This is a genomic window from Pseudomonas sp. P1_F1_2 (assembly GCF_056405815.1).
Genome location: NZ_JBFUBK010000011.1, coordinates 42,202 through 66,319 on the forward strand (window position 1 = coordinate 42,202; position 24,118 = coordinate 66,319).

Genomic DNA, 24,118 nt, shown 5'->3' on the forward strand with positions numbered 1-24,118 from the left:
CCTCCTCTTTTTCCGAGACCCATGACATGAGCGATAAAGTTATTGTTGCCGGCGTCGGCATGATTCCGTTCAGCAAACCCGGCGCAAGCCCGACCTACACCGAGATGGGCGCCGAGGCCCTGCGCCGTGCCTTGAAAGATGCCGGCATTGGCTACGACAAAATTCAGATGGCCTTCACCGGTTACGTATTTGGCGATTCCACCAGCGGCCAGACCGCGCTGTACGAAGTGGGCCTCACCGGTATTCCGGTGGTCAACGTCAACAACAATTGCTCCACCGGCTCCACCGCACTGTTTCTGGCCCGTGCCGCCGTGGCCAGCGGCCAGGTCGAATGCGCCCTGGCGTTGGGCTTCGAGCAGATGCAGGCCGGCGCGCTGAGATCGCATTGGGATGACCGCCCGCGTCCCCGCGCGCGTTTCCTGCACGTACTCGAGACGCTCACCGCCGATGCCGCAGACATCCCTCAGGCCTTGCGTGGTTTCGGCGGCGCCGGTCGCGAGCACATGCAACGCTACGGCACCTCGATGGAAGCCTTCGCCGCGATCCGCGCCAAGGCCAGCCGCCACGCGGCCAACAACCCGTTGGCGCTGTTCAAGAACGTGGTGACCACCGAAGAGGTAATGAACGACAAGGTCATCTGGCCCGGCGTCATGACTCGCCTGATGGCGTGCCCGCCAACCTGCGGTGGCGCCGCGGCGATCGTCTGCAGCGAAGCCTTTGCGAAAAAGCACGGTCTGCGCACCGACGTGGCGATCCTCGCCCAGTCGATGACCACGGACTCGGTGGTGTCTTTCGATCCACCGTCGATGATCAGCTTCGCCGGTTTTCACATGGCCCAGGCGGCGGCCAACCAGGTCTACGAACAAGCCGGCATCGGCCCTGAAGACATTCGCGTGGTCGAGTTGCATGACTGCTTCGCCCATAACGAACTGCTGACCTATGAAGCCCTGGGTTTTTGCCCGATCGGTGGCGCCGAACGTTTCATCCTCGATGGCGACAACACCTACGGCGGCCAGGTCGTGACCAACCCGTCCGGCGGTCTGCTCTCCAAGGGTCACCCGCTGGGCGCAACCGGTCTGGCCCAATGCTATGAGCTGACCCATCAGCTGCGCGGTACCGCCGACAAACGCCAGGTGGACGGTGTGCAGATTGCCCTGCAACACAACCTGGGCCTAGGTGGCGCCTGCGTCGTCACGCTGTTTGGCAAGAACTGATCGCCACGCTAGCGCGCCTGATGAAGGCGCGTTTTTGACTAGGAGCCAAATGAAATGGCAGACAAAAATCTGATCGGGCACAGAACTGGAGTGTTCAGTGTTGACGTCGAAAAGGGCCGCCTGCGCTTCTTCGCCAAGGCCATCGGCGAGACCGACCCGATCTACACCGACGAAGCTGCCGCGAAGGCTGCTGGCCACCGCGCTTTGCCGGTCCCCCCGACGTTCCTCAAGTGCATGGAAAGCGAAGGCCGCGACGTGGTGGAACTGCTCAACCTGGTCGGCTTCGACCTCGGTCGGGTCCTTCACGCCGAGCAGTCCTTCGTCTACCACAAGATGGCTTTTGCAGGCGATGTGCTGACCTTCGACGGCTTCATTTCCGACATCTACGAAAAAAAAGGTGGCGCCCTGCAGTTCGTGGTCATGGAGGCCCGGGTGACCAATCAGCATGGCGAGCACATCGCCGACATCCGCTCCTCCCTTGTGCAGCGCTAAGGAGTCCTCATGACCGTTCAATATTCCGATATCCAGGTCGGTGACGAGATCCCGCTGCTCAAGCTGCAGCCGGTCAATCGCACCACGCTGGCCTTCTATTGCGGCGCTTCGGGTGACCACAACCCGATCCACGTCGACCTCGACTTCGCCCGCAAGTCGGGGATGGACGATGTATTCGCCCACGGCATGTTGTCTGCGGCGTACCTCGGTCGTCTGCTGACCGCCTGGGTGTCGCAGAGCCAGGTGCGCAGCCTGTCAGTCCGCTTTACCGGCATCACTCTGCTCGGCCATGTACCCACCTGCACCGGCAAGGTCACGGAGAAGTTCGAGGAGGCCGGCGAACAGCGCGTGCGCCTGGCACTTCGCTGCACCAACCAGTACGGCGACGAGAAGCTGGCCGGTGAAGCCATCGTCGCCCTGGCTTGATTTTTCAACCCACACACTCTCAGGAACAACACAATGAAAAAGCTTGAAGGTAAAGTCGCCCTGGTCACGGGTTCCGGTCGTGGGATCGGTCGTAGCGTTGCGCTGCAACTGGCCGCTTATGGCGCCAAAGTGGTGGTCAATGACCTGGACGCGGCCCCGGCCGAAGAAGTGGTAGCAGAAATTCGCAATGCCGGTGGCGAAGCGATTGCCTGTGTTGGCAGCGTGACCACCGCCGATTTCGCTGAGCGTTTCGTGCAGACCGCGGTACAGAACTACGGCGCCATCGACATCATCATCAACAACGCGGGTTACACCTGGGACAACGTCATCCAGAAAATGACCGACGAACAGTGGTACGCCATCATCGATTGCCACCTGACTGCGCCGTTCCGCATCCTGCGTGCGGCTCAGCCAATCATGAGCGCCCAGGCCAAGAAAGATGCCGCCGAAGGCCGCGAAGTGTTCCGCAAGGTCGTCAACATTTCCTCGGTTGCCGCGGGTGGCAACGCCGGTCAATCCAACTACTCCGCCGCCAAGGCCGGCATCATCGGCATGACCAAGACCCTGGCCAAGGAGTGGGGCCGCTTGAAAGTTAACGTCAACGCCGTGGCCTTCGGTTTCATTGAAACCCGACTGACCCAGCCACTGGCCGGCAACGAGAGCAAGACCGTCAACATCGAAGGCCGTGAAATCAAGGTCGGCGTCCAACAGGAACGCCTCGATAATGCCAGCACTGCCATTCCTCTGGGCCGCCCGGGTACGGCGCAAGAAGCCGCCGGTTCGGTGGTGATGCTGTGCCTACCGGAAGCCAACTACGTGACGGGGCAAGCATTGGTGTGCGGCGGCGGCTACGGCAACCTCTAAACGGCCGTTCGTCTCCCCGGGCACTCTTCCCGCCCAAGGCTGGAAGAATGCCCGGACAATGAAAAAGTGGCATCCAGGACACCTTGCCAATCACTTTCGATGACATCGACGTTCCGCCCGGCTGCCTGGCCGGCGACAGCGAGAAAGCAAGGAGTCCTTACAAAAATAAGATTGGAGGTTTCGATGTACATGACTCAAGGGCTGCAACGCCATCGACAGCAGCGCCCCAATGCCACGGCAATCCGTTTTCAAGGCCGCAGTGTGACTTTCGCTCAGTTGGCTGATCGCGTTGCCCGGCTCGCTGGCGCGCTCAAACGCCTAGGCGTGGCCAGTGGTGAGCGTGTGGCAATGCTCTCACTCAATTCCCAACGCTACATCGAGTATTACCAGGCAGTGCCATGGGCCGATGCCGTGCTCAACCCGGTGAATATCCGCTGGAGCGCGGCAGAAATCGTCTATTCCCTGAATGACTCGCAGACCTGCGTGTTAATCGTCGACGACGCCTTTCAAAAGCTGGGTACCCAGGTAGCCGTCGAGGCAAAGAGCGTTCGGTTGATGATCTACGCCGGTGACGGCGAAACACCCGAGGGCATGCTCAATTACGAAACGCTGATCGCCGAAAATGAACCGGTGGAAGACGCACACCGATGCGGCGACGCCCTGCTGGGAATTTTCTACACCGGCGGCACCACCGGTTTTCCCAAAGGCGTCATGCTCAGTCACAACAACATCGGTATCTCCGCCCTCGCCAACCAGGATCGTGTGGGCTATGGCACACATACGCGCTACCTGCACGCCATGCCGATGTTCCATCTGGCCGACCTGGCCGCGATTGTCGTGCTGTTCCTCAGCGGTGGTATGCATATCGTGCTGCCGGCCTTCAAAACGCAAGAGGTGCTCGAGCAGATCAGCCAGGAGCAAGCCACCGACACCTTCTTGGCGCCGACCATGCTGCAAATGCTCCTCGACTGGCACCAGGCAAATCCCCCCCGAACAGCACTGGACCTGAGCTCGCTTCGGGAAATCACCTACGGCGCCTCGCCCATCACCCCCGTCTTGCTCAATCGCGCCCGTCAGACCTTCCCGGCGGCCCAGTTCGCCCAAGGCTATGGCATGACCGAAATGGCGCCCGGGATCACCATGCTGGGTGCCGAATACCACTGTGAGGAACATCAGCGCAGCGGCAAGATGTATTCGGCCGGGCTGCCGATCAGTTGCGTGGAAATCCGCATCGCCGATGCCGAGGACCGTGAAGTACCCCGTGGTACAGTCGGCGAGATTCTTGTGCGCGGGCCGAACGTCATGCTCGGTTACTGGAACAAGCCGGAGGCCACCGCCGAAGCGTTACGCGGCGGCTGGATGCATACCGGTGACGGCGGCTACATGGACGCCAACGGTTTCATTTACATCTGCGATCGCTTGAAGGACATGATCGTCAGCGGCGGCGAGAACATCTTTACCGCTGAAGTCGAAAACGCCATTGTCAGCCATCCGTCCGTTGCCCAGGCGGCGGTCATTGGCATCCCTTGCGACAAGTGGGGGGAAACTGTGCACGCGGTGATCGTCCTCAAGCCGGGCGCCAGCGTGCCTGAAATCGAAGTGATCGCACACTGCCGTGCACTCATTGCTGGCTACAAGTTGCCACGTAGCATCGAGTTCCGTGAGGCGCTGCCGATGTCCAGCATTGGCAAGGTGCTAAAGAACGAACTGCGCAAACCGTTCTGGGAAAACCGTCAGAGCAACGTTAACTGAGGTTCGCGCCGGTGTTCAGCAACCGGCATCCACGGCGACAGAGGGTTAACTTGTTGGCCGCCAGGACCACGTAGACAAACAAGCAACGCATTCGCCCGGTTAATGACCGGGCTTTTTTTTGCAAGAAGAAGGCTCGGGCCCGTGTGTCAGTCCGCTATCGCGAGCAGGCCCACGCCTGCCTTTGATCGAGGATAACGTAAGGCTCGCGGGGCAACACAGAACGAAATGCAAGAGTCCGGCTGGCCGGCGATGGCGTCTTTAACGTCAGCCATCGCCAGCAAGCCGGACTCCTAATATGGGTTTGTATAGGTTGGTTTGCCTTATCGCACTTTGCGCAACAGAAAGTGCGACAGCGCCGGGATCAGCACCAGTGCCCCGACCATGTTCCAGATGAACATGAACGTCAGCAAAATCCCCATGTCTGCCTGAAATTTGATCGGCGACCAGGCCCAGGTGATCACACCCGCGGCCAGGGTAATGCCGACCAGTGCAACCACCTTGCCGGTAAAGGCCACTGCATTCTTGTAGGCCTCGGTCAACGACAAACCAGCACGTTGCTGCGCCAATTGCACGCTCAGCAGGTACAGGGCGTAATCCACACCGATCCCCACACCCAATGCGATGACGGGCAACGTGGCCACCTTCACGCCCATGCCCAGCCAGACCATCAACGCTTCACACAAGATCGAGGTCAGCATCAGCGGCACGACGGCCACCACCACCGCGCGCCAACTGCGGAAGGTAATGAAACACAGAACAATCACCGCGCCGTAAACGTACAGCAGCATGGTGTGGTTGGCCTCGCGCACCACAATATTGGTCGCAGCCTCGATCCCGGCACTGCCGGCGGCGAGCATGAACTGACGGTCACCGGTACTGTGTTCACGGGCGAAGGTTTCGGCCACCTGCACCACGCGGTTCAGCGTCTCGGCCTTGTGATCCGACAGATAGGCCACGATCGGCATCATCGAACAATCGTTGTTGAACAAATCAGGGCTGCTGACCGAGGCCTGCTGGGCGCCGTAGTTCAGCACATTCTGGTTGCGGGCGATGGTCTGCCATTTCGGATTGCCCTCGTAGGAACCGGCCGTGATTTGCTGGACCGCGTTCACCAGCGACACCGTGGTTTGTACGCCCGGTTGCTGCTGCAGCAACCAACCCAAGCGATCGGCTTCCACCAGGGTTTCGTACTTCAAGCAACCTTCAGAGGGGGTCTTGAGCATGATCGCGAACTGATCGCTGGACAGCGAGTAGTTGGCGGTGATGTAGGCATTGTCGCGGTTGTAGCGTGAGTCCGAGCGTAGTTCAGGGGCACCGGGGTCAAGGTCACCAATCTTCAGGTGACTGCTGACGACGAGACCGCCGACGGCCAGCAAACCTGCAATGCCCACGGCAACCGTTGCCCAGCGGCGCTCAGTGAAGCGGTCCAGAAAGGTCCAGACCACGCCCACCCCCTTGCCGCGCAGCTCCTGATTTTCTGCACGCAAACTGCGCACCGCGGCCTTTGTGCTGACGCCACAATAGGACAGCAGCACCGGCAGCAGCACCAGGTTGGTGAAAATCAGCACCGCGACGCCGATGCTCGCGGTGATCGCCAGGTCCTGGATCACCGGGATGTCGATCAGCATCAGCACCGCAAAACCCACGGCATCGGCGAGCAGCGCGGTCAGACCGGCGAGAAACAAGCGGCGGAAGGTATACCGCGCGGCGACGAGTTGGTGCGTGCCGCGCCCGACGTCCTGCATGATCCCGTTCATCTTCTGCGCGCCATGGGACACGCCAATGGCAAACACCAGGAACGGCACCAACATCGAGAACGGATCGAGCGCAAAACCGAACAGCGCTACAAGGCCCAACTGCCAGGCGACCGCCACCACCGAACACAGGATCACCAGTGCGGTGCTGCGCACACACCGGGTGAAGTAAAAAATAATCGCCGTGGCAATCAAGGCGGCGGCACCGAAGTACAGCATGACTTGCATCAGGCCATCCAACAGGTCGCCGACCAGTTTGGCGAAGCCGATCACCCGGATCTTGATCGGGCCTTTGCCCTCTTCCCCACTGACGCGAACATGTCCTTCAAACTCATACTTGTCGCGCAGTTTCTCTTCCAGGTTTTTCGAAAACTGGTGGTAGTCGATTCCTTCGCCTGTGACCGGGTCTTTTTCTAGCAGCGGCACGAAGATCATGCTCGACTTGAAGTTGTTACCGATCAGGCTGCCGACGATCCCCGAGCGTGCAATATTCTGGCGCAACTGCTGCACGCTTTGCGTTGAGCCGTCATAGGAATCGGGCATCACCGGGCCACCCTGGAAGCCTTCCTCGGTGACTTCGGTCCAGCGCACCGCTGGCGTCCACAGAGACTTCATCCAGGCACGGTCGACGCCAGGGGTCACGAACAATTCGTCATTGATTTCCTTCAGCGCATTGAGGTAATCCGGGTCGAAAATATCGCCACTGCTGCTTTCCACCGCGACCCGCACCGCATTGCCCAACCCGCGTAGCGACTGGCGGTTTTCCAGATAATTTTTGATGAACGGCTGACTCTGCGGAATCATCTTTTCGAAGCTGGCATTGAGCGTCAGCCGTGTGATCGCAAAGTAACTGAGCGCAACCGTCACCAGCAGACACGCCAATACCACCCACAGGCGGTTGTTGAAAATCAGCCGCTCAAGGGCGTTACCGGAGCGCGCGTCGAAGCCCTTCAGCTCACGGATGACCGGCATTGTGTCGAGTTCGTAGTGACCCATCATGGAGTTCTCTTTGTTCTACCGGACTATTCGAGGGGTATCAGGCGTAGGCCACGGGTGCCCGCGAGCACCAATGAACCGCCGCTGGCAACGTGTGCGGCGGCGACCGGTGCCAGCGAGGTGTTCGGTTGGAGGTGAAAACTGGCGCCGTCGTCGCTGCTAACCAGCACGTGACCAGCCTGACTGACCAGTACAATCCGGCCATCGGCCGTGACGCTGCTGGCGGTGACACTCAGGGGTAAGCCCAGGTCGACTTTGATCCAACTACCCCCGCTGTCGGTGCTGCGGTAGACATTGCCGCGCAAGCCGAATACCAGCACAATACCGGGTTTACCGGTGATGCCGAAGAAGCTGCCGTTGTACGGCGTCGGGGTGGAAACGAAGCGCCCCCGGACACGGTCCAGTTTCAGCACCAGGCCTTGTTCACCGGCGATGAACAGGTCATCACCGATCGGGCGTATCGCGTAGAGGTTCAGCGCCGTCGGGTTATCGGTACGGTCCAGCCACGGTGTCCAGTGAATGCCGCCGTCATCGGTGCGCAAAATCAGGTTGAAGGCACCGACGATATACCCCACCCGTTCGCTCTCGAACCAGACATCCAGAAAAGGCTTGTCGGCACCCTCTTCTATCATCCGCTGAGCGTCAGCAACCCGCGCTTGCAGGTCCGGATTGTCCGGTTGGTCGGCGAGTTGCTCCTGGTAGTAAGCGAGCAGGTTCGGGCCGACTTGCCGGCCGTCGAGTTGGCGGGTCCAGGTCTGGCCCGCGTCACTGCTGTGCAGGACCACACCGTCATGCCCGACGGCCCAACCCTGTTGCGCAGTCGGAAAATGCACCGCGACCAGGTGCGAACTGACGGGCACGTGTGCCTGCTGCCAGCCCTGGCCGTTGTCGTCGGAATAGAGAATGTGGCCGCGCTGCCCCACAGCGAACAAACGCGTACCGGCCTGCGTAATACCTGTGAGCATGCCGTGGCTGGCGAGCGCACTCGGCATGGCTTCAGTGTCCAGCACATCGACAAATTCACCGGCAAACGAAGTTCGGGGGAATGGCACCGCCAACGCTGCCGTCAGCGAAGCGAGCAGAACCCACTTGATCATTGTCATTTTCATCTCGACTCAAAAACCACCGGGACTCAACGAACAGTCCCGGAGGTGTACGCCTACTTCAGACCGGGTTAGCGAACGCCTGTGCCCGCCAGTGATTCAGGGGACCATTGGGCCTTGGACTGCGGCTGGATGTAGCTCATGCCGCCGTAAGCACCGTATAAGCCCGTCACGCTGTAAGTGCCTGCCGCGAAGTCATAGATCATGTGGTTAAGGGTGTCCGGCGCCTGCGCGTCATAGCTGTAGGTCAGATGAGCAAAGCCACCACGGTACAGTTGGCCGCGCGTGTCATATTCGTCGGACGCCAAAATGGTCCAGCTGTCTTCGTCGATGTAGAAGGTGCGCTTGCTGTAGATATGGCGTTTGCCCGGCTTCAACGTCGCCTCGACTACCCACACACGATGCTGTTCCCAGCGCACTAAATCAGGGTTCAGGTGCTTGGCCGTGACGATGTCAGCAGGGTTCTTGTGGTAGTTCAGCTTGTAGGTGTTGTACGGCACGAGCATTTCTTTCTTGCCGACCAGCTTGAAGTCGAACCGGTCCATCGCGCCGTTGAACAGGAAGGTGTCGTCGTAAGTCATGACACCCGAGGTGCCCGGGTTCGGCGTGTCATAGGCCAGATCCGGCGCCAACTTGACGCGACGTTGCCCCGGCAGGTACTGCCAGGCCCGGCGTGGCTGTTTCAGCGAGTTGACCGCATCGAGCACCAGGATGGCTTCACCGACACGTCGCGCCGGCCCCGTATAGGTCAGTTTGAGTTTGTAGTAAGTCTCATCCGGAGCCACCGGGCCCGCCGGGCGCTTGGGATCGTAGACCGGACATTCGATGCCGGCGACACCCGAAGAGGCCAGCGAGGAGGAACCGGTCGCATCATTGACCCACGTATCATACTTGTTGGTCATGGCCGCCCCTTGATACCGCAAGAGGTGGTTCCACATCGCTTCATTGCCAGTGCCGGGAATAGGGAACGGCACGCCCGGCAGGGCATTTTCCAGCGCCAGGCCGTCGTCGCCGGTCTTCGCCGCCAACGCGTTTGCAGCCGTGTTCTCCAGCACCTTCTGTGGCAAGGCCACCGTGCGGTGAGTCGGGTAAACGTCTACCCGAAAGCTTGGATAACGCTTGAGCAGTTCCTGGGTCGTCGCGGTCAGCTTGTCCGCGTACTCGGCGGCATTTTTGCCGCTGACCACCACGCGTGGTTTTTCGCTTTCGAACGGGTCTGGGCGGAACGTATCACCAGCCTTGAATCCCGCAGGAATAGAGGTGAGGCCACCGGTGTACGCCGGGATGTTGCCATCGGCGCTAGCGGATTTATCGGCGCCAACCGCCGTCAGGCTAGTGCCGAGTTTGGCAGCCTGGTCTGGGGTTACCGCTGCATGGGCAGCACCGGCGATGACCAGCGCCAACGTAGCCGTCAGTAGATTTTTAGCAAACTTCATGGGTTGTCTCCTGTTATCAGGCAACACTGCGATCAGAATGTGGTTTTGAACGTCGCCGTGACCATGCCGCGGTCACTGATCTGGGCACTTGAGCCCGCAAACGTGGTGGGTTGACCGACGACACAGCTGTAACTCCCGTTGACGCCCGGCGTTGCACCGTCGCCTGGCCTGCCTACGCTGCCGGGGGATTTACACATATCGAAATCGCCAAAATTGGCCACATACTTCAAGTCGAAACGGTACTCATCGTGCACGTCCATGCCGACGCCAACCGAGTAGCTGCCGGTGCCCGTGTTGCCGCCCATCTGTACCGAAGAATCACCGCTGAGACCGACGGTATAAGAGACCGGCATATACATGTTGATGCCGGGGAATACCTGGTACCAGGTCGGGTTGAAGTTCATGCCCAGGACGTAGTTATCCTTGGAGACCTTGTCGATACCGTGGTACCAGTCCTCGCCTTTGAACAATTGCTCGTTATCCGTGACGGACAGCCAGCGGCTGTAGGCAAGTTCGACCAGCAACGAAGAGCTGTCCCACACCGGCGTGTTGCCGAAGGTTGCCAAGCCGTTGAGCACGGCATGCACGGTATTACCGCGAGCGACGGCGTTTTCGCCATTAAAGCTGGAGATGAAGCCGGGTGTACCCGCAGCGGCCGCAGCCGGGCTGACGGTCGCGGCAACACTGGACAGCGGCATGTTGTGGCGGTAGTTCACATCCAGCCCGACGCTGACCCCCTCGATGTTTTTCGACAGGCTGATACCGTAGATATCAATGTCATCGGCATAAAACTGGTTGTAGCTGCCCACCACACCCGAGATCAGCTGCGCGGGACCGACAGCGGTCGGGTGCAACACCACGTTCGGCAGGATGTCGGACGTTTTGCGGTAGTAGAAACCCAAGGTACCGTCCAGCCACGCAGGACTCCACTTGGCCATCAGCCCGAAATCGCCCGTCTTGTCCGGTGTATAGGTATGACCGTTCTGGAGTCGCAGGAACTGATTGGCGCCTAGCGGCCCAGCCTCACCGAACAGCGGATTGGCTGCCCCGATGATCGACAGGTTGTGCCCGCCACTCTGGATGCCATCGTTAAAGCCCAGATACGTACCGGACTCGGGGATACGCGCGGCGTTCCAGTCCAGAAAATACTGCGCCCCGATCGACCACTGCGGATTGATCGTAAAGTTGGTGGACAACTGGGTACGCGGGATGAACAGTTCTTTCGCTTCGGTACCAGGTACGGCCAGTGCCTTGCTGATATCAAGCCCGGACTGGCCATAGCTGACACCGTGAGTGAAGGACAAGACGCTTTCACCCCAGTACTGAGTGGTTTTACCCAGTCGGCCACTGAGCAGCGACTCATCACCGATTTCCGTATTGCCAAATACGAAGGCATCGAGAATTTCGGAAGAAGGACCGTTGTTGTAACGCTCGGCATAACCGCTCAAGTGACGGGAGTCCGGCTTGCCATCGTTGAGCTGGTTGGTCGATGGATTGAAGCTGCCGACATCGTCATAGGCGTGGTCGTACCAGCTGTTGGCACTGACCCTGAACCCTGCCGTTTTCTTGAAGGCCACATCCAGTTCGGAGAGTACGTCCACACGCTGGGCAACAGGACTGCCGGACGAGAAGTTGCGATCACCGTCGTTGTTGTTCCAGGCGTTGGCCAGCTTGGAATCGGCACTTTGCACGCGCTGCGCGTAGTTAAGCTTGACCGTGTTGTCAAAACGGACCGAAACATCCTGGCTGCCCGTATCGATCTCGAAAGCCTGTACGGGGGCTATCCCCAGCCCCGTCAGAATTGCCGAAGCAAGAAGACCTCGATGGATGCTGGCATGACAGATCTTATTATTTTTATTCATCTAACTTGCTCACCTTCTCTGTGGTTTACGAAAAGTTGTTCATCGAATCCGTGACACGCAAGGATCGCTCCCTGGGTGCACTAAAGGGCCTTAACGTAGACCTCAGGCTATTGCGTCATGCGCAGGCAGCCACCCCCGTTGGAGGGGGGGAAAAAGGGGGGGAATGAAAAATAGGAAGCATGTGAAGTGCCCGCGTTACGGCGCAGCAAAACGCAAGCGCAAGGGCTGGCAAATCGCAATTGACCTGACCTGGAATAAAAAAGGCCGGCATTGCTGCCGGCCTATGTTTTATTGCCATTGCCATCGGAAACCAAACCTGAGACCTGTCGACGCTAACCGTCCTGGCGGGACTAGTCGATATTCTGATCACGCCATTTAGCAATCGCTTCTATCCGACCAGCCACACCCAGCTTGGCGAACAGATTCTTGACGTGCCATTTCACCGTTTCCGGCGACACGCCAAGGGTGCGGGCAATCTTCTTGTTGGTCATCGCTTGTGCCATCAACTGCACGACCTCGGTCTCTCGCTCACTCAGCGATGCCATTGGCAAAACCACCTTACGCTCGGCGTTCTCTGCCTGCGTAGCGGCCGCAATCAGCCGTTGTGCATAGAAGGCGAGCACCGGGTCGAGCGCCTTGGCTTGCAGCAGGTCGTTCAGCATGCTCGGCAACGGCGGCGCCACATCGAGCAGGCTGCGAACCAGGCCCAACCGGTGCCCCTGACGCAGGACCTCGATCAGGTGCTGATGGGCCTGCCCATCGTTTCCCTGGCCTTTCTCGGCCATACAGAGTTGCAGTCGCACAATGGTCGCTAGTTGCCAATGTGTTGCCATTTCGCACAGTTCGATCAGCGGTGCGATGTGCTGAATCGCCTGGCTGAATTCTCGCTGATAGAAACTCAACTCGACTGTGGCCCGCATGGCCAACAACTGGATCATCAATGGGGTGCCGCGCAGGATACCGGCCTGTTTGTCGGCCAGCCCCTGGAGTTGCGCCAACAGCACTTCGGCCTGTGAGGTCTGGTATTTTTCGAGGTGCCAACGCATCCGCACGTACAGTGCCGTGGCCAGCAGACGCTCCAGGTCGTAGCGTTGCGCATACTCTTTGAGACGGCCCAGATAGACCAGCGCCTGGGTTTGCTCGCCCTTGAGCCAGTAAGCCCGGCTCAGCGCCAGCAGACTGTGAAGCACGATATTGGGCAGGGAGATCCGCTCCAGCACGTCGAGGCGCGGTTCCAGCAATTGGCAGACCTCGGCCAGGTTGTTCTGTTCGTACAACAGGCTGGCCAAGAAAGCCGCGGCCGCATGACCAGCGACCGCCGCACTGCTGCCGTGCGGTTTGACCTCTTCCAGGGTGTTGCGAAAGATATTTTCCGCCTCACTGATACGTCCTTCGTGCACCAGGCTCACGCCATAGATACAACGGCCGATCAGGGTCCTGCGCGGCGATGTGTTCGGGCGGTCGCTTTGCTGGATGATCGCTCGCACTCGCTCGTGATCGCCGCTGAACAGAGACAGCCATGCGAGAATGGAGGCGCGCCCGGTCAGGATCAAATCGTCGGCATCGTCAGGAATCGCTTCCAGTTCCGGAGCAAGGGACCAGGCCGCCTCGGTCAGGTCGCGCTGCATGGCCAGCGTGCCACGGGTGACCAGCAGGCCCTGGCGTTGCTGGGTATTGAGCCGATCCTGATGCGCCTCCAGGTGATCGAGTATCGCCTGTCCTTCTGCGAAGTTATGCGCATGGAGCTGCAATTGGGCCATCACCAATTGCAGGCTGTAGCGCTCACGCATTTGTTCCATAGGCAACTTGCGCAGCAGGTTGGGCAGCTGGCTCAGGGAGCCACGCGCCATCAATTCGTGCGCACACGCTTCGACAATCTCGGCGGCAATCTGGAAATCGCCGGCCATGACCGCATGACGAACCGCCTCGTCGATATGACCTTGTTCAAAGAGCCAGTCCCGAGCGACCGCATGCAGTTTTTTCTGCTCTTCTTCGGGCTCACGGCTCAGATGTTCACGCAGTACCTCGCGCAATAGCGGATGGAGGCGGTACCAGGTTTCCCGGTCGTGGCTTTTAATCTGAGTGATAAACAGGTTATCGCTGTCCAGTCGGGTCAACTGGCTCATCATCCCGGCAATCGCATGCGGCTTGCCGACGAGCCGGGCACACAACGGTGCCGTGAAGCGATTACAGATTGAAGAGTGAGTCAGCAATTGCCGGTCGGCGAGTGGCAAATGGACCAGCACCTCCTGCTCAAAATACTGCGCAAAAGCACCCGCACCACGAACCTGCATGCGACTGAAACTGCTGCCCTGCTTGGATTTCAAGTCAATCGCAAACAGTTGCAACCCAGCCACCCAGCCATCGGTCAAGTCGTGCAAGACCTCGGCATCGTGGGTACTTATTTCGCCAAACTGGCGCAGGTAGCGCTCTGACTCTTCGACGTTAAAACGCAAGTCCCGCAAGTCATACTCGGTCAGATGACCTTGCGTGCGCAGGCGGGCAAGCGGAAGTGTGGCGGGTAAAACGCTGCGCGTGCCGAGCACCAGATGCAGGTTCGGCGGTGCATAGTCGAGCAGCCAGCCCAGCACCTTGAAGATGTCGGGGTCATTCAGGTGATGCACGTCATCGATCATCACCACCAAGTCGGTGCCGTGCTCCGCGATGGCCTGGAGCAAGACGATGATCCAGTGCTCGAGCGCCAGCTCGCCGCCACCCTCTGCGAGCAGCAGTGCGGCCTCCCGAGCAAGTGTGGCATCGACTTCGGCAACACTGGCCAACAAGCAATTGGCCAGCCGTGCGGGCTCGTTGTCCTCGCCCGTCAGCGACAACCAGGCCACGTCGAAATCGATCGCGATCAGTTCTCGTCGCCAGGCCAGCATGGTGCTGGTCTTGCCACTCCCGGCCGGCCCCTGAATGGCTACGCAGCGTTGTCGGCGCGCCTCCATCAAGCGGCTCATCAGCGATGCGCGGGGCATCAGTTGACGGGCGCCGCGAGGCGGAATGACCTTCGTATCCGGGATGAGTTGCAGAGCCCGGTCGGCTGACAGGTGGAGCTTGGGGCCTGAGGGCGGAATGGGCATCAACTGAATTCCAGAAACAATCTTCTTCAAGTACAGGCCGGCAGTTTAATACAGCGGGGACAACCGGTTGAATCGCTATGCCCAGCCGCGTGAATGCGTGCGCCCAACGAGACGCACGCGAGCGGCGTCAGGCCCGGCCGTACAACGTGACGACGCAGGCGCCGCCCAGACCGAGGTTGTGCTGCAGGGCGAGATTCACGCCTTCGACCTGACGTTTGTCGGCGGTGCCTCGCAACTGATGGGTCAGCTCGTAGCACTGAGCCAAGCCCGTGGCACCCAGCGGGTGGCCCTTGGAGAGCAGGCCGCCGGACGGGTTGGTCACCACACGACCGCCGTAAGTGTTGTCGCCGTCGAGGACGAACTTCTCAGCGCCACCGACCGGGCACAGCCCCAGGGATTCATAGGTCAGCAGTTCATTTTGGGCAAAGCAGTCATGCATCTCGGCGACTAGGATATCCTGCGGACCGACGCCCGCCTTCTCGTACACCTCGCGAGCGGCACGCTGAGTCATGTCGAAACCGACCGTCTGAATCATCGACGCCGGCTCGAAGGAAACCCCACGGTCTGTGGTCATCGACTGTGCCAAAATCACCACATCGGTGCGCAGGCCATGCTTCTTGGCGAACGCTTCGCTGCAAATGATCGCGGCAGCCGCCCCACACGTCGGCGGACACGCCATCAGGCGCGTCATCACGCCAGGCCAGAGCACCAGATCGTTCATCACGTCCTCGGTGGTGACGATTTTGCGGAACAGGGCCAGTGGGTTATTGGCCGCATGCCGGCTGGCCTTGGCGCGGATCGCGGCGAAGGTACTGAGTTCCGTGCCGTAGCGTTGCATGTGCTCCCGCCCGGCGCCGCCGAACTGACGCAGCGTCATCGGCACCCCGATGGCACCGGCGTCGGCAGTCAGTTGATCCGACACATCCAGGTGCTTGCCCATGCAGGCCGGCCGATCGGTAAACACCGCCCCCAGGGCACCGGGTTGCATCTGCTCGAAACCCAGCGCCAAGGCGCATTCGACCGCCCCGCTTTCAACGGCCTGACGGGCCAGGTACAGGGCCGTAGAACCGGTAGAGCAGTTGTTGTTGACGTTGACCACAGGAACGCCGCTCATGCCCACTTCGTAGAGCGCCGACTGGCCGCAGGTGGAGTCGCCATAGACGTAACCGACATAGGCCTGCTGAACCAGGTCGTAATCCAGGCCGGCGTCTTGCAACGCCTGGCGAGTCGCGTGCGCGCCCATCTCGATATAAGACCCACTGGCACCAGGCTTCAGGAACGGGATCATCCCAACCCCGGCTACATACGGTTTCTGTGACATCACGTTCTCCCCAAGAAATTAAGCCCGTTTCGGCTACGCGCTTGTGCTGCCCGATAGCCAGAACAAACCGAAGTGTCATCCTTGCCAAGCTTCTACCGGCTGTACCCGCTCCCTACGGGGGGTTTAGGGGTGGCCCCCCCACCCTTTCCTGCATCCGCGCCTGAGCGATGAGTAAATTTATCATTGCATAAACAGGCCGTAATCAGCCTAGAATCCTGCAAACCAAAACAACACCATCGCTCTGACAGATCGGAAGGGGTCATTCGGATGAATGCGCTAACGCATGATTGATGACCCAAGGAAGGCGCCTTCCCCTTTACGCGGGATCGTCCCCCCGGTAACTCCTCAGATCCGCAGCAGACTGGATTAACCATGCCTCCGACTTCCCCGCCGATCACCACCCGCTTTTCGCCGCCACGCATCAGTAGCCACGCGGTGTTACGGGAAATATTGCTGGTGCGCCTGCAAGCTGCCCGCGATTGCCGCCTGACCCTGATCAATGGCAGCGCGGGCTTTGGCAAGACCACACTGATGGCGCAATGGCGTCAAAGCCTGATCAAGGACGGCAACAGCGTTGTCTGGTTGTCGCTGGGCCAGGAGGATGGCGCGCTTGAGTCTTTCTGTGCCAACCTCATTTGCACCCTCCAGCACGCTGGCGTGCCCCTTGAGAATGACTTGTTGCTGCTGATTGAGCGAGAGTCGCTGGACGGCTTGCTGGCCTTGGCTTCGGTAATGATCAACACCTTGGCGCGGGTCAGCACTTCACTGTATTTAATGATTGATGACTTCCATTTCGCCGCCGATCAACGCATTTCACGACTGGTTCAGATACTGGTGGATGGCGCCCCGGCCCAGCTTCACATCGTGCTCGCCTCGCGCCAAAGCACCCCTCTGAAACTCGGCAGGCTACGTGCGATGGCCGAGCTCTGTGAAATCAACGCGACCGACCTGGGTTTCAATTTCAGCGAGTCCCTGGCCTTCCTCAAGACCTATCTGGACGAGGCCATTGACATGGAGCTGGCGCACTCCATTCACGACAGCACCGACGGCTGGCCGATCGGCCTCCAATTGATGTCCATCTCACTGAAGACCAATCCCCGAAAAAACGCGAAGATCCATCAACTGCTGCCGGGCAATACCGATCTGAGGGACTATCTGACCGAAGACGTGGTGGACGGTTTGCCGACCGAGATCATCAGGTTTCTGGAGCAGATATCGATACTACGACGCTTCAATGCGCGGGTCGCTGCGCATGTCAGCCAGACGCCGACAGCGGCCGAGCTGATAGCCAGCATCGAGGCCCACAACCTGTTTATCCTGCCGGTGGACATGGAGAGCGAACAGCAGTGGTATCGGTTGCATCCCCTCTTCGCAGAATTCCTGCAACAACGCTTGATCGCATCGAACACCGACTTGCCCCCACTGCACCTGCGCGCCGCGCAGTGGTTCGAACAGGCGGGGCTGGTGAACGAAGCGACGCGCCATGCCGTGCTCAGTGAAAACCTCGAGGAGCTGGTAAGGCTGCTGGAACGAAAACAGCCGTCGTACCATAGCTTCAGTCATCTGGGCCAGTTCATGCGCTGGCTCGATTGTGTTCCGCTGGAACAGCTGACGCAGCATCCCAAAGTACTCTTGCAAGGCGCCTGGGGCTGCGTGCTGACGATGCTCACCAGCAAGGCGGAAAACTGGATCGAAGTCCTCGAAAAAAGCCCACAGGCCCGTGACACCTGGGGTTCGCACATCGATCTGGTCAGGGCGGCGATCGCGCTGCAACAGGACGACCTCGCACGCTGCAACGAGCTTGTTCAGGGCTTGCAAGATCGCGCCTTTGCGCACCCGTTCAATGAGCGCATGCGCGTTTGCCTGTACATTAACTGCCTGGTCTACCTCGGGCAGCCGCAACAGGCCTGGGAGTTTCTTAACGGTCCTGAATGCGCAGCGCTTCGCACCAGCCATGACGAGCTGGCACTGATGATTATCGCCACCATCGCCCATGGCGTTTTGCTTTGCGGGGGGGTGCTCCAAGCCTCTCGGCAACTCATTGATGTCCTGCTCCAGGCGGAGAACATCCACGGCCGCCGCTCGGTCAGCGCATGCACCTGCGCGGTCGCGGTCGCCGAAGCCCATTACGAAATGGACCGCATCGACGATGCGCGCGACGTCTTGAGCAATCGGCTCGATCTTCTGCGATTTGCCCCACCCTTGGTGACCATCACTGCGATGCTCTGCGTCGCACGCCTCAACTGCCTGCGGGAATCGCCTGCCAGTGCGCTGACTTACCTGACCAAAATGGAAAGGGAATTGCGCGCTCGAGGCTTCGATCGCGCACTCGCCCATAACATGGCTGAACAGGTACGCATTCTTCTGGCTAATGGCGATTGGCGGCAGTGCGAAACCCAAAGAGCGGGCCTCGACGCACTGACCCATCGCCACTCAAGCGATACGCCAGTCGCGCATGAAATCGCCGCACTGGCGGCGCTGTCACGCGCGCGTATTTGCCTGGCGAGGCAAGAACCGGATCGCGCCATCGCCGCCCTGGAGATCATGGATCAGTTCGCCACGCGCTACAGCCGAGGCAAACGCAGAATCCAGTCGCGCTTGCTGCGTGCCATTGCGCTGAATGACCAGGGCCACCTGGCGGAATCCAGCGCGTTATTGCGTGAAGTCGTCGGAGAAAGTTATCGCTTCGGCCTGGTCCGTACGCTGCTGGATGAAGGTGCCTCGCTGCTGGCCCTGCTGGTTGATCTGGACTTGCAGGACGATCCGGTGCTGGACAGCTACCGCAGTCGATTGGCCTCCGTGCCATTGAACTGCGCGAGTACGGGCGCAACATCGGCCCGCGCACTGAAGAATTCGGCGATCGGCGAGTCTTCGTTGTTTACCAAACGGGAGTTGGAAATCATTGCCCTGCTTGAACAGTCGATGCCCAACAAGCGCATCGCCCAAACCCTGAACCTCAGTCAGGAAACCATCAAGTGGAACTTCAAGAATATCTACACCAAGCTGGGTGTTTCGTCCCGCTACGAGGCCCTCACCGTGTTGCGGCACCGCGCTGAGCAATAAGACGTTTGACATACCCCCCCCCGCTGACAAGCGGGGACTGCTGAACCTCATGGATCACCCTAACCGGACGATTCATCCGTCGAAACGGTTCAACGTGCTGTAGTGATCAAACGGTATGTAGCGTGATCTGCGGTCGCGCATGACCTTGACCATCGCCACCTCCGGGTCGCGGGCAAAGAACAGGCGCCCGCCGTCGGCGACCAGGTGATCGAGCAGATGCTCCTTCTCGTCGATCACACGTTCAGCGCTGCGATCCAGGCCGCTGGTCACTTTAAGATCCAGCCAATGCGTCCCCGGAATCAGGTCGCCGCAAAAAACCACCGGCCCGCCTGGCAACTGGATTTCTGGCAACAACTGGCCCGGGGTAAAACCATCACTCGTGTGAAAACTCCAGCCCTTGCCGAGCCATTCACATCGGTTGGCATTCACCAGGATCAATCGCCCACTGCTCTCAAGACCATGCACCAGGGGTGACACGAACAACTCCCGATCCCGCGGGTGCGGGTGACGTGCGCGATGCCAATGGCTTTCACCACACACATAGCGCGCTCGCGGGAACAACAGACGAGGCATCTCGCCGTCCTTGATCAGCTCGCTGATTTCGCGGCACAGACGCGCTTGTACATGGGTCATGACCACCGCGTCTATGTCGTTTTCGCTCAGACCTCGCTGCGCCAGACATTCCAACAAACCCGGCATTCGCGGCTGACAACGACAGGTGCGTGGTGGGGGCACCAGCAAACTATCGGCACCCGCCATGACCAGGACGTTTTTGCCTGGCTCTTGTACCAAGAGCACGCGCGCACCCAGCTCTACCGTGTTGTTGTGGTCGGGCTTCATCCAGTCGGCCCATTGCACGCGCGGCGTATGCCCGAACACGATGCCGCCATCGAGCCTGCGTCCTAGGCCCGTCAACGTGGAAATGCTACGGCTCAACGTCTTCCCCTTGTGTGGTGCACCGATCGCCCGTAACGAATGGTTTTCCTGATAAAAGGGCCCGAAGGCCCAATGGGGAAAATCAATACGAACATCGCGGTTGTTGCTTACTAGACCTGCAGCAGCCGGCTATAGGTCATGAGGTGGTGGTCGTCATTGCCGAACTGATGGCTAAGCATCAGCAGGTGCTTGGCGTGATGCGATAGCACATATTCCCAGGTTAGCCCGATGCCGCCGTGCAGCTGAATGCCTTGCTCAGCGATAAATCGCCCGGCACGCACGATCAGCACCTTGGCCGCGGCCAATGTGCGGCTGCGCTCATCGCTGTCCGGCGCATCGGCTGCGCAAGCGGCGAGAATGGCCATGGAGGTGGCCTGATCCAGTTCGATGCGCATGTCCACCATTCGGTGTTGCAGCGCCTGGAAACGGCCGATCGCCTGGCCGAACTGCTGGCGGGTCTTGAGGTATTCCAGGGTCAGGTCGCACACCGCTTCCATGCTCCCCACCGCTTCGGCACATTGTGCCGCAATGGCGCGGCCTTGCTGGTAGCGCAGCGCCGCCAGGGCCTGGGCAGGTTCACCGAGCATACTGGCGCTACTGACGAAAACATCTTCCAGGTAGAGCTCGCACGCCTTGGTGCCACCCATGGTCGGATAGTCGCGGCGCTTGACGCCCGGTGCCCGTGGATCGAGCAAAAACAGACTGATGCCGGTTTCATCGCGATCGCTGCCGGCAGTACGCGCAGAAACCAGGATCAACCCCGCACTGTGCCCGGCAACCACCACGGATTTACGTCCGTTGAGCATCCAGCCGCCGTCGACGGCTTTGGCAGTGGTGCGCACGTCGTGCAATTGGTAATGGCTGGTCGGCTCGTCGACGGCCACAGCCATTTGCAAATGCCCACCGGCAACAGCGGGCAGCAATTCGTTACATTGTTCGTCACTGCCAAGTTGCGTCAACAAGCCACCGGCAAAAATCACCGATTGCAAGTAGGGTTCAAGGCACAGGCCACGCCCCAACTCGGTCATGATCAGTAGGATCTCTACGCCGCCACCATCAAAGCCACCGAAGGCCTCGGCAAATGGCACCGCGGTCAGCCCCAGTTCGCTCAGTTGCTGCCAGAAGGCAACGCTGTAGCCCAACTCGCTCTCGGCGAACTTTTCACGCGCTTCGAACGCATAATTGTCACGCACCAGACGGGCTGCGGTGTCCTGCAGCATTTGCTGCTCATCGGAAAGTTTGAAGTCCATTCGATATACCCCTTACAGCTCTAGAATCATCTTGGCGATGATGTTTTTCTGGATTTCATTGGAACCGCCATAGACCGAAGTCTTTCGCATATCGAGGTACTGACTGGCTGGTGAAGCGCTGTAGTCTCGGTACAGGTCCGGCTGTTGGGCATAACCCAGCTCATCTTCAAGAAAGGGCAAGGCATACGGCCCCAGCACCTTACTCATCAGGTAGGTGATGGCCTGGCGGATTTCACTGCCCTTGATCTTCAGGAACGAACTTTCAGTGCCCGGCACCCCGCCGTCCTGGGCTGCGGCGACAATGCGCAGGTTGCTCATTTCGATCGCCATCAGCTGAATCTCCAACTCGACGATTTGCATGCGCAACTGGATATCATCGATCAACGGTTGGCCGTCTCGCTGCTCCTGACTGGCGATATGCTTGAGGCGGCCCAGCATCTGCTTAGCCTGACCGATGCCGGCAATGCTGGTGCGCTCGTGGGTGAGCAGGTACTTGGCGCACGTCCAGCCCTTGTTCTCCTCGCCGACCAAGTTTTCGACCGGTACGCGCACGTTGTCGAAGAACACTTCGTTGACTTCGTGTTCACCGTCGAGGGTGATGATCGGGCGCACGGTGATGCCGGGGGTTTTCATGTCGATCAATAGGAAGCTGATGCCGCGCTGTTGTTGCGCCTCGGGGTCGGTGCGGACCAGGCAGAAGATCCAATCGGCGTAGTGCGCCAAGGTCGTCCAGGTTTTCTGGCCATTGACCACATAGTGGTCGCCCTCGCGTACGGCGCGCGTTTTTACTGCGGCCAGGTCAGAACCGGCGCCGGGCTCGGAATAACCCTGGCACCACCAGTCTTCAGTGGTGAGAATGCGGGGCAAGAAACGCGCCTGCTGTTCAGGCGTACCAAACTTGATGATCACCGGGGCCACCATGTTCACGCCAAACGGCATGACCCATGGCGCGCCAAAAGCAGCACACTCTTCGTCGAAAATGTGTTTCTCCACCGCACCCCAACCGGTGCCTCCGAACTCCGCGGGCCAACTTGCTGCCAGCCATCCCCGCTCGTTGAGCAGGCGCATCCAGGTGACCTGATCTTCTTTATTGAAACGCTTGCCATGGCGACCGCGTGCGGCGATGTCGGCCGGCAGTTTTTCACGCAAAAACTGGCGGACTTCCTCACGGAAGGCTTGTTCGGCAGGGGTGAATTGGATGTCCACTGATGTACTCCTCACATTCGGCTGAAAGTGGGCAAGGACAGTTCGACTAACCCACTGCTAGCCACGGTAGAAGATTGATCAGAGTGACCTCCCCCCCCATGGAAGGGGGGGCTGCTCAAACAATAGCGCCGACGTTGCGCAGTTCGTCGATCTGCCCAACGTCCAGCCCCAACTGCTCAAGGATCTGCAGGGTGTGCTCGCCGTTTTTCACAACCCCGCCCGCCTCCACGGGAGTACGGCTCATGCGCGGTGCCGGCGCCGGGTGCATCACACCGTTGGTTTCCATGAACAGGCCGCGAGCGCGGTTGTGCGGATGGGTAATGGCTTCGCTGAAATCCAGCACGGGGGCAAAGCAGGCATCGGTGCCTTCCAGTAAGCGGGTCCAGGCATCGCGGGTACGGCTCAGGAACAACGTCTTCAGCTTCTGGCGCAGCAGCGGCCAATCCCGCTTGTGCCATTGCTGCTCGAAGTCCGGATCGTCGATGCCACACAACTCCAGCAGCAGTTGATAGAACTGCGGTTCGATAGCGCCAATGGACACGAACTTGCCGTCGGCGCAGGTGTAGCAACCATAAAACGGTGCCGCGCCATCGAGCATATTGTTCTGGCGCTGGTCGTCCCACTGGCCCTGATGGCGCCAGTCGTAATACATGCTGCCAAGCAACGTGGCGCCGTCGCAGATGGCGGCATCCACCACCTGCCCCAGGCCCGACTTCTGCGCCTCGAACAGCCCCGCCAGAATGCCGGTCACCAGAAACATCGCGCCACCGCCCATGTCACCCACTAGGTGCAGCGGTGGGGTCGGTGGCCGGTCGGCATGGCCCATGGCATTCAGCACACCCGACAGCGCGATGTAATTGATGTCATGCCCCGCCGCGTGGGCCAACGGCCCGCTCTGGCCCCAACCGGTCATGCGCCCATAAATCAATTTGCGATTGCGCTCAAGACAGATTTCCGGCCCCAGGCCAAGGCGTTCCATGACACCCGGCCGGAAACCTTCGATCAGCACGTCGGCACCGTCGATGAGTTTCAACAGCACGTCAGTGGCGCCAGGCTTGCGTGGGTCGATCGCAATGCTGCGACGCCCGCGCCCTAGAAGACTGCCATCAGCATTGAGAAATCCGGACACCTGACGGTCAACGCGAATGACCTCGGCGCCCATGTCTGCCAGCATCATGGCGGCAAACGGCGCGGGGCCGATCGCATTCATTTCAACTACTTTCACACCAGCCAAAGGTCCGGGCATTTCAGGGGTCTCTTTTTTGTCAGGAAGGTTGATCTCCGCGGCTCAAGACACTAGAGCCTTGGCGTCACGGCGAACCCACACCCGATGGGGGGGGTATTTACCCCCCCAAAAAAA

At 59.7% G+C, this 24,118-nt stretch carries 16 protein-coding genes; 6 read left to right on the plus strand and 10 right to left on the minus strand.

All coding sequences use genetic code 11. The annotated features are described in order from the left end of the window. The first annotated feature begins 26 nt into the window (after positions 1-26). The 5 genes from AC1D2P_RS05300 (at position 27) to AC1D2P_RS05320 (ending at position 4,748) form a co-directional block, all read left to right on the plus strand. Positions 27-1,214 carry a lipid-transfer protein gene (locus tag AC1D2P_RS05300; protein ID WP_258668227.1) on the plus strand — a complete coding sequence of 396 codons (1,188 nt, stop codon included), beginning with the start codon at positions 27-29 and terminating at the stop codon, positions 1,212-1,214. A 54-nt stretch (positions 1,215-1,268) separates the two neighbouring features. Continuing rightward, the gene (locus AC1D2P_RS05305; RefSeq protein WP_258668226.1) at positions 1,269-1,706 is read left to right on the plus strand and encodes a MaoC family dehydratase N-terminal domain-containing protein; all 438 of its coding nucleotides are present in this window, start codon (positions 1,269-1,271) and stop codon (positions 1,704-1,706) included. Between the two features lie 9 nt (positions 1,707-1,715). Further along, positions 1,716-2,132, plus strand: coding sequence for a MaoC family dehydratase (locus AC1D2P_RS05310; protein WP_477757279.1), 417 nt, complete (start codon positions 1,716-1,718; stop codon positions 2,130-2,132). Between the two features lie 33 nt (positions 2,133-2,165). Beyond that, positions 2,166-2,996, plus strand: a complete 831-nt coding sequence (locus AC1D2P_RS05315; RefSeq protein WP_477757278.1) for an SDR family NAD(P)-dependent oxidoreductase — start codon at positions 2,166-2,168, stop codon at positions 2,994-2,996. 183 nt (positions 2,997-3,179) lie between these two features. Then, complete coding sequence (locus AC1D2P_RS05320; protein WP_477757277.1) at positions 3,180-4,748, plus strand: long-chain-fatty-acid--CoA ligase; 1,569 nt, start codon at positions 3,180-3,182, stop codon at positions 4,746-4,748. A gap of 320 nt (positions 4,749-5,068) precedes the next feature. Here the strand turns inward: AC1D2P_RS05320 and AC1D2P_RS05325 are convergent, their stop codons facing one another. The 6 genes from AC1D2P_RS05325 to AC1D2P_RS05350 all read right to left on the minus strand — a co-directional run bounded on the left by AC1D2P_RS05325 (position 5,069) and on the right by AC1D2P_RS05350 (position 16,303). After that, entirely contained in the window at positions 5,069-7,498 is a 2,430-nt protein-coding gene (locus AC1D2P_RS05325; protein ID WP_477757397.1) for an efflux RND transporter permease subunit, read from the minus strand. 26 nt (positions 7,499-7,524) lie between these two features. Next, positions 7,525-8,601: a WD40/YVTN/BNR-like repeat-containing protein gene (locus AC1D2P_RS05330; protein WP_477757276.1), complete on the minus strand. Its 1,077-nt coding sequence runs from the start codon at positions 8,599-8,601 to the stop codon at positions 7,525-7,527. Between the two features lie 71 nt (positions 8,602-8,672). Further along, positions 8,673-10,037 carry a DUF1329 domain-containing protein gene (locus tag AC1D2P_RS05335; protein ID WP_258668220.1) on the minus strand — a complete coding sequence of 455 codons (1,365 nt, stop codon included), beginning with the start codon at positions 10,035-10,037 and terminating at the stop codon, positions 8,673-8,675. Positions 10,038-10,069: 32 nt separating this feature from the next. Beyond that, positions 10,070-11,899, minus strand: a complete 1,830-nt coding sequence (locus AC1D2P_RS05340; protein WP_477757275.1) for a DUF1302 domain-containing protein — start codon at positions 11,897-11,899, stop codon at positions 10,070-10,072. A gap of 350 nt (positions 11,900-12,249) precedes the next feature. Beyond that, on the minus strand, positions 12,250-14,982 hold the full coding sequence (locus AC1D2P_RS05345) for a winged helix-turn-helix domain-containing protein (RefSeq protein ID WP_258668217.1): 2,733 nt from the start codon (positions 14,980-14,982) through the stop codon (positions 12,250-12,252). Between the two features lie 127 nt (positions 14,983-15,109). After that, on the minus strand, positions 15,110-16,303 hold the full coding sequence (locus tag AC1D2P_RS05350) for a lipid-transfer protein (protein WP_258668216.1): 1,194 nt from the start codon (positions 16,301-16,303) through the stop codon (positions 15,110-15,112). 372 nt (positions 16,304-16,675) lie between these two features. Between AC1D2P_RS05350 and AC1D2P_RS05355 the strand changes: the two genes are divergently transcribed. Next, positions 16,676-19,366, plus strand: coding sequence for a winged helix-turn-helix domain-containing protein (locus AC1D2P_RS05355; protein ID WP_258668215.1), 2,691 nt, complete (start codon positions 16,676-16,678; stop codon positions 19,364-19,366). Between the two features lie 72 nt (positions 19,367-19,438). Here the strand turns inward: AC1D2P_RS05355 and AC1D2P_RS05360 are convergent, their stop codons facing one another. The 4 genes from AC1D2P_RS05360 to AC1D2P_RS05375 form a co-directional block, all read right to left on the minus strand. Next, positions 19,439-20,302 (minus strand): MBL fold metallo-hydrolase, encoded by an 864-nt coding sequence (locus AC1D2P_RS05360; protein WP_258668214.1) that lies wholly within the window; start codon positions 20,300-20,302, stop codon positions 19,439-19,441. 110 nt (positions 20,303-20,412) lie between these two features. After that, positions 20,413-21,552 (minus strand): acyl-CoA dehydrogenase family protein, encoded by a 1,140-nt coding sequence (locus tag AC1D2P_RS05365; protein WP_258668213.1) that lies wholly within the window; start codon positions 21,550-21,552, stop codon positions 20,413-20,415. 12 nt (positions 21,553-21,564) lie between these two features. Continuing rightward, positions 21,565-22,758, minus strand: coding sequence for an acyl-CoA dehydrogenase family protein (locus tag AC1D2P_RS05370; protein WP_258668212.1), 1,194 nt, complete (start codon positions 22,756-22,758; stop codon positions 21,565-21,567). A gap of 115 nt (positions 22,759-22,873) precedes the next feature. Further along, complete coding sequence (locus AC1D2P_RS05375; protein ID WP_258668211.1) at positions 22,874-24,004, minus strand: CaiB/BaiF CoA transferase family protein; 1,131 nt, start codon at positions 24,002-24,004, stop codon at positions 22,874-22,876. Between the last annotated feature and the right edge of the window lie 114 nt (positions 24,005-24,118).

Coding starts and splice junctions, on each gene's coding strand:
- AC1D2P_RS05355 (WP_258668215.1), top strand. CDS start 16,676: ATGCCTCCGACTTCCCCGCCGATCACCACCCGCTTTTCGCCGCCACGC.
- AC1D2P_RS05310 (WP_477757279.1), top strand. CDS start 1,716: ATGACCGTTCAATATTCCGATATCCAGGTCGGTGACGAGATCCCGCTG.
- AC1D2P_RS05350 (WP_258668216.1), bottom strand. CDS start 16,303: ATGTCACAGAAACCGTATGTAGCCGGGGTTGGGATGATCCCGTTCCTG.
- AC1D2P_RS05375 (WP_258668211.1), bottom strand. CDS start 24,004: ATGCCCGGACCTTTGGCTGGTGTGAAAGTAGTTGAAATGAATGCGATC.
- AC1D2P_RS05335 (WP_258668220.1), bottom strand. CDS start 10,037: ATGAAGTTTGCTAAAAATCTACTGACGGCTACGTTGGCGCTGGTCATC.
- AC1D2P_RS05300 (WP_258668227.1), top strand. CDS start 27: ATGAGCGATAAAGTTATTGTTGCCGGCGTCGGCATGATTCCGTTCAGC.
- AC1D2P_RS05305 (WP_258668226.1), top strand. CDS start 1,269: ATGGCAGACAAAAATCTGATCGGGCACAGAACTGGAGTGTTCAGTGTT.
- AC1D2P_RS05325 (WP_477757397.1), bottom strand. CDS start 7,498: ATGGGTCACTACGAACTCGACACAATGCCGGTCATCCGTGAGCTGAAG.
- AC1D2P_RS05365 (WP_258668213.1), bottom strand. CDS start 21,552: ATGGACTTCAAACTTTCCGATGAGCAGCAAATGCTGCAGGACACCGCA.
- AC1D2P_RS05340 (WP_477757275.1), bottom strand. CDS start 11,899: ATGAATAAAAATAATAAGATCTGTCATGCCAGCATCCATCGAGGTCTT.
- AC1D2P_RS05345 (WP_258668217.1), bottom strand. CDS start 14,982: ATGCCCATTCCGCCCTCAGGCCCCAAGCTCCACCTGTCAGCCGACCGG.
- AC1D2P_RS05320 (WP_477757277.1), top strand. CDS start 3,180: ATGTACATGACTCAAGGGCTGCAACGCCATCGACAGCAGCGCCCCAAT.
- AC1D2P_RS05330 (WP_477757276.1), bottom strand. CDS start 8,601: ATGACAATGATCAAGTGGGTTCTGCTCGCTTCGCTGACGGCAGCGTTG.
- AC1D2P_RS05315 (WP_477757278.1), top strand. CDS start 2,166: ATGAAAAAGCTTGAAGGTAAAGTCGCCCTGGTCACGGGTTCCGGTCGT.